The organism is Spongiibacter sp., from assembly GCF_041602295.1.
Taxonomy (GTDB): Bacteria; Pseudomonadota; Gammaproteobacteria; order Pseudomonadales; family Spongiibacteraceae; genus Spongiibacter.
In genome coordinates this window covers 1-6,120 of the sequence record NZ_JBFIGO010000135.1, presented here as the reverse complement: position 1 = coordinate 6,120, position 6,120 = coordinate 1, and the positions used below count along the sequence as shown (strand labels likewise).

The window sequence follows — 6,120 nt, the reverse complement described above, 5'->3', positions numbered from 1 at the left end:
GCGCAGGCCAGGCCCGCGGCGAGGGTGACCGCCATACTGCGACGTATTTTGTCGGCGATAAAGCCCATCAAAATGGCGCCGACCATGGCGCCGCTGACGGTGGTTAGCACCCGCGGCACGGCCAGTTCCCGCATCGCTTGACTGGGCGCCATGCCGAGATCCTGGGTGCCAAATTGCACCAGCCACAGCCCCATAAAGGCGCCAGTGACGGCCAGGTCGCCGCGGGAGATAAACGCGGCGCAGTAGCTCAATGCGACGCCGGGGTCCTTGGCCGCTGCCAGGCCCTTGCGCAACATCGTGGCCAGCGGCTCTTTGACGGCGGTGGCAATCCGCTTGCTGCGCGGCGCCAGGCCGACCAGCACAATAAGCGTGCCGATAATGCCCATCGCGCCGGCAATTCCGAAACTGGCTTGCTGGGCCTGAATTTCAGTGAGGCCGCGGCTGACAAACACGCCGGGCATAGTGCCCAATATTGGCGGAATAAAGGCGCCGACGGTGGCGATCAACCCCTGTAGGCCGTTGGCCTTGCCGCGATCTTGCTCGCAGCTGTAGTCGGCGATCACGGTGACCATCATGCCGATCATGGCTGCACCGCCCAGGGCGATAATCAGCCGATAGCCGATCAGCTCGGCGAGGGAGTTGGCAAAGGGGTAGGCGAAAAAACCCAGGGCGGTAAAGCCCAGACCAAAGGCATAGACCGGCCGGCGGCCGATGCGATCGGCGAGGATGCCGAATAAACCCATGGTGAAGATGAGCACCGCCTCTTGGGCGGCGCCGAGCAGGCCGGTGATCTGCGCTTGGTCGGCAGTGGCAAAGCCCATGGTAGCCAGCAGCCCCGGTTGCAATACCGCCAGGGCGCCGGCGTAGCCGGAGGAGATCAGTGCGGCCAATAGATAGGCCGTGAGGTGACGCGGGCGAATGCCCTCAGATAATTCTATGCCAAGGGCTCGCATGCAATTTCCTCAGTAGGTTTTGTTTTTTTCCATCTGTGCCTTGCCCATGCGCACGTCGATCATGGTTTCTACCTGATCTTCGCCAAATACCTGGGCAGCCAGTTTGTTCATCGGGTCCAGGCGGTAGCCCAGCTCGCGAACTTTGTGGTCGTAGCGCTGCAGTTCGGTGCGCTTTTCGGCGGGTACCGGTTGGGCATTGTCTAGCCAACCCAGCCAGCGGTTGAGGAAGCGGTAGGCAAAGTCCTCGAGAACATCCATGTTTTCATCGGTGAGCTCAGCGCTCATGCTAATTGCTGAGGGTGACAGCAGCGCACGCATGTACTGGCCGTGACTGACCGACCACTGGAAGTTGGGGTGGCCGCGCAGTTCCAGGAAGTCGGTGTTGGCTTCGCCGCCGTAGTATTTGTCCAGGTACTCCTCGTCAGTACGAATATCGCTGCGTGGGATGAGGTCGAAGTAAAAGAACAGTTTCGGAATGGTGCCAAATACCATAACGAAGTGGGGCACATCGGTTTCCTGGCCGAGGAAGGCAGTGGCGTTCATGTCGAGGATGCTGGCCTTGCGGTTGCCGATCCACGAATTCACCAGCCATTCAATGCCCTTGCCCGACCACGCCTGCATAGAGCCTTCGAACTCACCATTAGGTGATGTGTAGTATTCTCGGCCCTCGCAGTCGGGGTCGAGTTCTAGCTCGCTGAAGCGCTCGGCTATGCGATTTTTGATGTCGGTGAGAATGCCAAAGCTGCGCTCCCAGGCTTTGCTGACATCCACATCGGGGTTTTCAGTAAGAAACTGGTCGATGGTTTTGGTATCGGTGCTCATGTAAACCTCTGTTATTGGGCTGTATGGGTGGGGTTATAGGCCAAAGGCCTCAAATTGATCTGGCCGCGGTTTGATCCGGCTCATCAGCATGCGCGCGGCGATTTTGCCGCCGTTGAGCCAGCGAATCTTGCGGCCACTTTTATTGGTGGCGAGGATTTCCTTGGCCAGCCAGGGTGCCACGGTATCAACGGTGTCGACTAAATTGTTCATCGTCTTGCGCGACTTCTGGAAGTTGTCGAAGTCGGCGCGGGCTTCACGCACTACGCCTTCGGTAATAATCATGCCCGGGCGGATTTTTCCGATAATCAGCGGGCTGTATTTCAGCTCCTTGATCAGTGCGTTAGTGAAGTAGTCGAGGCCGCGTTTACTGCTGCCGTAAACCCCCATGCCGGGAAAGTTTTCACCATCGCTGCCACCGCCGAGCATATTGAAGATCTTGCCGTGGCCCTGCGCCAGCATGCCTCTGGCCGCCACCTGACTGCCGTAGATGGTCCCGAGCATATTGGTGCTGATCATCGCCTGCACTTGGTCGCTAGGTGTGTCGACAATCGACCACACAGTGCGCGCAAGTCCGGCATTGTTGATCCAGATGTCGACGCTGCCAAAGGCCTCGGTGGCGCTTTGCCACAGCGCCGTCAGCTGTTCTTCGCTGCGCACATCGGTCGCTTGGCCGAGCACGCGGCCCTCGCCCTCTAGTTGCTCCAGTGCTGCAGCAACGCTGGCATCGCTGCTGCCCGAGATCATCACCTGGTGGCCCAGGCGGGCAAATTCCCGGGCCAGGCCAAAGCCGATGCCCTTGCTACTGCCGGTGATGACAATGACGGCCATGGCTATGCCTCCTCGCTCTGACGCGCTTTAACCAGCGCCGCATTGGGGTCGCCGTGGGCGACGCGGTAGCCGCTGTTGTAGATTTTTTGTGCGGAGATCTTTCGGTTGGGGGCCTGAATCATGTCGAGGTATTCCAGGCGGCTGAGACCTTCGGCGTCGGTGATGGCGTCGAATACTTCCTTGTTGGTGTAGGGCAGGTTGTCGTTGTCACAGACATTGAAAATACCTTCGAGCTGCTTGTCGATGGCGTGCTTGACCGAGCTGACGACATCCTCAAAGTGAATGCAGTACAGCGGCGCGTCGGCGCCAAACAGCACTTTGCCATCAAAGAAGTTGTGCGCCATTTTTACCCGCTCGGGAAAGCTCATGTCGCCGGGGGCGCCATACATATCGGGAAAGCGCAGCACGCAGCCTTGTGGTGAGCTCAGTACGGCGCGTTCGGCGGCCTGATAGAAGTACGAGGACGGTTCTTCGTGGTTGCTGGTCGGTGTCTGCTCGTCGATGGGCGCCGCGCCGGGGCCGCCGTTGCCATACACGGAAAAGGACGACAGGAAAATCACTCGCTGGCTGGCGGCGGCAGCGCTGATGCAGCTTTTTTCCAGTACATTGTGATACTCGCTTTCGCGCTCTTCGCGGGTGCGGGTTTTTTTGATGTTCGGCGCCACGGTAACAATGATGGCATCGCAGCCCTGAGCGGCGGCGGCCACTTTGGCTGATTCGGCACCGGTGAGTACGACGACTTCATCGGCGTAGTCGAGTAGACCCTCGACTTTTGCTGGCGTGGTGGTACTGCCGGTGATCTGGTGACCCTCGGCGCGCAGGTGCTTGGCCAGTGCCTTGCCGACGTGGCCCATACCTAAGATAAAAAATTTCATTCGACCTCCAATAATCACCGCTAATCTGCGGCCTTTTTAGTTCAGTGTGATGTAGATGCTGCCGGTATCGGCAGTAATGCTGACTTCGGCCTTGCGGTAGCGCGGCGGCCCAAAGCGCGGCACGTGGCGGTTTGACAGGCCGACCGGCTCGGCCGGCAGGCCGAAGGCGTTTTTGTTCATTTGGCCGTTGCCGTCGACATCGTGGTACACGCTAAAGGCATAGCGGCCGGCTGGCAGTTCCAGGGCGATACTCAGCGCTCCCTGTTGGTAGTCGGCGGGCAGGGGCAGGGACTGACTTTGCAGGGGCTGGTCGCTCAGCCAGTTATCGGCGTTGTAGACTTGGACGACTAGGCAGCCGCTGGGCTGGTCGATGCCGTCGACAACCACGTTCAGGGGCACGTTGTCGGCGTGAACCGGCGGTGCCAGCAGCAGGTTGAGCAACAGCAGTAGGGCGATTTTCATGGTGTTGGCCTCGGGTAATGTATGGGCGGCGCTGGGCGCTTGCTTATTCTGCATATTGTTATAACATTAATACATTGTGTTTGTCATCGCCAGTCGCGGCAGGGGAAAAACGTGGAAAAAATGAGCGCAACGCTTCAGCAGTACTTGCTGGGTATCCAGCATGTCGGCCATGTGGTCAGCGATCTCGACGAGGCGGTGGCCAATTTTTCACGGGTCTATGGCAGCGACCCTGAGGGGGTGCGCTGGGAGCCCCCGGCGGGGGTTAGCAGCCCCAGTCGCTTTGCCTTTGTGCGGGTTGGCGACACGGAATTTGAGCTGATTGAGGCGACCGACCCGCAGCTGCGCGAGGTGATAGAGCGTTACCCCTCTGGCCTGGGTGGTTTGAATCATATCGCCTGGCGGGTCAGCGATATGACCGCGGCGATGGCGCTGTTGGCGGACCAGGGTATTGTGCCCGGCCATGTTACCCCTGATGGGCCGGTCAGTTTTGGCAACAAAAAGCTTGTCTATCTCGACCCCAGCACCACCGGCGGATTGTTGCTGGAGCTGATAGAAATCAGCGAATGACTGGCGCTGGTGAGCCGCTGCAGGCCCGTGGTGAGTACCGCTACTACAAAAATGGCCAGCTGCAGCCAATAGCCGAGAGCTGGCGGCAGGGCGGTGATGCCGCCGGCGAGCGCTGGCTGGAGAGTGAGCGCTGCATTGACTCGGGCCTGATTATTGCCAGCCGTGCTAACTTGCGTGGCAATTTGGTGAGTCGGGTCAGCCTCAGCTGGCGGGCGGCTAGCTGTGTAATTGAGGCGCACTATGATCGCGAGCGCGGGCTGTGCCAGTGGCAGCTGGCCGGCGGTGAGTCGCAGAGCATGGCAATACCGCCGGCGGTGCCTCTCTATCCCTTGATGCGCATCTACACGGGCGCGGTGATCAAGGAGCTTGCCGAACTGGGTGGCGAGGCCGATATTGTGATTCCGGATATTCGCCCGCAAACGGCCGAGCGGGAAAAACTCCAGCCGCTGTTAAGCCGACGCCGCTGCCAATATCTGGGCACTGCCGATATTGATCTGCAGGGCCGGGTGAGGCGCGCAGAAAAATGGCGCTTTAGCGGCGATCAGTATCGCGCCGGCAGCGAGTTCTTGCTGAGTGACAGCGGCCGCCTGCTGCGCTATGACTGGCAGCAGGACGCGCAGAGCCAATGGCGGGTGGAGTTGGTTGAGCAGCCGCTGGCCGCCGACTAGCCACTGACGACATTGATGGGGGTGCCGCGGCGAAATGCCGCGACTACGTCTACCGACTGATCGATCAGTGCCTGCCGTGCCTCGCGGCTGCCCCAGGCATTGTGGGGGGTGATAATCAGGTTGGGGTGGCGGCAGTCCAACAGCGGGTTGCCGCGCCGCGGCGGTTCCTCGCTCAGCACGTCGATGCCGGCGCCGCCCAGCCGGCTTTCGTTTAGAGCTTGGGCCAGATCAGCTTCATTGACGATGCCACCGCGCGCGGTGTTGATAATAATCGCGTCGGGCTTCATTAACCGCAGGGCGCGGTCGTCGATTAAGTTGCGGGTCGCGTCGGTCAGTGGGCAGTGAATGCTCAGCACATCGCAGCGCGGCAGCAGCGAAGTCAGTGGCAGGCGCGGAGGGTCTTGCTCGGCCTGTTTGCCCGGGCGGGACTGCCAGGCCAGAATATTCATGCCCATTGCCCGGCCGAAGTCGGCTACCCCGCGACCCGAGGCGCCGTAGCCAATAATGCCCAGGGTTTTGCCGCTGAGCTGGCGAATCGGCGGCGACAGCAGGCAAAACTGATTGTGATGCTGCCAGTCACCCGCTTGCACCGAGGTGTGGTAGCTCGGCAGTTGCCGCATGAGCGCCAAGATTAGCATGGCGCTATGTTCAATTAGCGCAGTGCTGGAATAACCGACGTTATTGCACACCGTCACGCCGCTGGCGCTGGCGGCAGCCAGATCGATGTTATTGGTGCCGGTAGCCAATACCACCACCAAGCGGAGTTTTTTTGCTGCGGCAAATTGCGCCGGACCAAGTTCAACTTTGTTAGTAAACACGACTTCGGCGTCGGCAATACGCGCCGCGGTGTCAGCTGCGTCGGTGTGCGGGTAAATTGTCGCCGTGTCCACGCTGTTTTGCAGGGCCTGCCAGCTTAGGTCGTTGGGTGAAAAGCTGTCGCTGTCG

At 60.0% G+C, this 6,120-nt stretch carries 8 protein-coding genes; 2 read left to right on the top strand and 6 right to left on the bottom strand.

Going from position 1 to position 6,120, the window contains the following annotated elements:
* The 5 genes from ABYM29_RS14400 to ABYM29_RS14380 form a co-directional block, all read right to left on the bottom strand.
* Positions 1 to 953, bottom strand: a 953-nt coding sequence (locus ABYM29_RS14400) for an MFS transporter (protein ID WP_372865481.1), incomplete at its 3' end; no start/stop codon positions are given.
* 9 nt (positions 954 to 962) lie between these two features.
* Positions 963 to 1,775 (bottom strand): hypothetical protein, encoded by an 813-nt coding sequence (locus tag ABYM29_RS14395; RefSeq protein ID WP_372865480.1) that lies wholly within the window; start codon positions 1,773 to 1,775, stop codon positions 963 to 965.
* A 33-nt stretch (positions 1,776 to 1,808) separates the two neighbouring features.
* Positions 1,809 to 2,603 carry an SDR family NAD(P)-dependent oxidoreductase gene (locus ABYM29_RS14390; protein ID WP_372865479.1) on the bottom strand — a complete coding sequence of 265 codons (795 nt, stop codon included), beginning with the start codon at positions 2,601 to 2,603 and terminating at the stop codon, positions 1,809 to 1,811.
* A 2-nt stretch (positions 2,604 to 2,605) separates the two neighbouring features.
* A complete protein-coding gene (locus tag ABYM29_RS14385; RefSeq protein WP_372865478.1) occupies positions 2,606 to 3,478 on the bottom strand; it encodes an NAD-dependent epimerase/dehydratase family protein in 873 nt (290 codons plus the stop codon).
* A 36-nt stretch (positions 3,479 to 3,514) separates the two neighbouring features.
* The gene (locus ABYM29_RS14380; protein ID WP_372865477.1) at positions 3,515 to 3,994 is read right to left on the bottom strand and encodes a DUF2141 domain-containing protein; all 480 of its coding nucleotides are present in this window, start codon (positions 3,992 to 3,994) and stop codon (positions 3,515 to 3,517) included.
* Between the two features lie 66 nt (positions 3,995 to 4,060).
* Here ABYM29_RS14380 and ABYM29_RS14375 point away from each other — a divergent pair, with 66 nt between their 5' ends.
* Together ABYM29_RS14375 and ABYM29_RS14370 are read left to right on the top strand one after the other, a co-directional pair.
* Positions 4,061 to 4,507 (top strand): VOC family protein, encoded by a 447-nt coding sequence (locus ABYM29_RS14375; protein WP_372865482.1) that lies wholly within the window; start codon positions 4,061 to 4,063, stop codon positions 4,505 to 4,507.
* Entirely contained in the window at positions 4,504 to 5,175 is a 672-nt protein-coding gene (locus tag ABYM29_RS14370) for a hypothetical protein (RefSeq protein ID WP_372865476.1), read from the top strand. Before ABYM29_RS14375 ends, ABYM29_RS14370 begins: the two co-directional genes overlap by 4 nt.
* Here ABYM29_RS14370 and ABYM29_RS14365 read toward each other — a convergent pair.
* Positions 5,172 to 6,120: D-2-hydroxyacid dehydrogenase (locus ABYM29_RS14365; RefSeq protein WP_372865475.1), on the bottom strand; the 949-nt coding region annotated here is incomplete at its 5' end. The two genes, ABYM29_RS14370 and ABYM29_RS14365, sit on opposite strands and share 4 nt — an antisense overlap.

Excerpts from the sequence above, each read along its gene's own strand:
- ABYM29_RS14375 (WP_372865482.1), top strand. The coding sequence starts at position 4,061 with ATGAGCGCAACGCTTCAGCAGTACTTGCTGGGTATCCAGCATGTCGGC.
- ABYM29_RS14385 (WP_372865478.1), bottom strand. The coding sequence starts at position 3,478 with ATGAAATTTTTTATCTTAGGTATGGGCCACGTCGGCAAGGCACTGGCC.
- ABYM29_RS14380 (WP_372865477.1), bottom strand. The coding sequence starts at position 3,994 with ATGCAGAATAAGCAAGCGCCCAGCGCCGCCCATACATTACCCGAGGCC.
- ABYM29_RS14395 (WP_372865480.1), bottom strand. The coding sequence starts at position 1,775 with ATGAGCACCGATACCAAAACCATCGACCAGTTTCTTACTGAAAACCCC.
- ABYM29_RS14390 (WP_372865479.1), bottom strand. The coding sequence starts at position 2,603 with ATGGCCGTCATTGTCATCACCGGCAGTAGCAAGGGCATCGGCTTTGGC.
- ABYM29_RS14370 (WP_372865476.1), top strand. The coding sequence starts at position 4,504 with ATGACTGGCGCTGGTGAGCCGCTGCAGGCCCGTGGTGAGTACCGCTAC.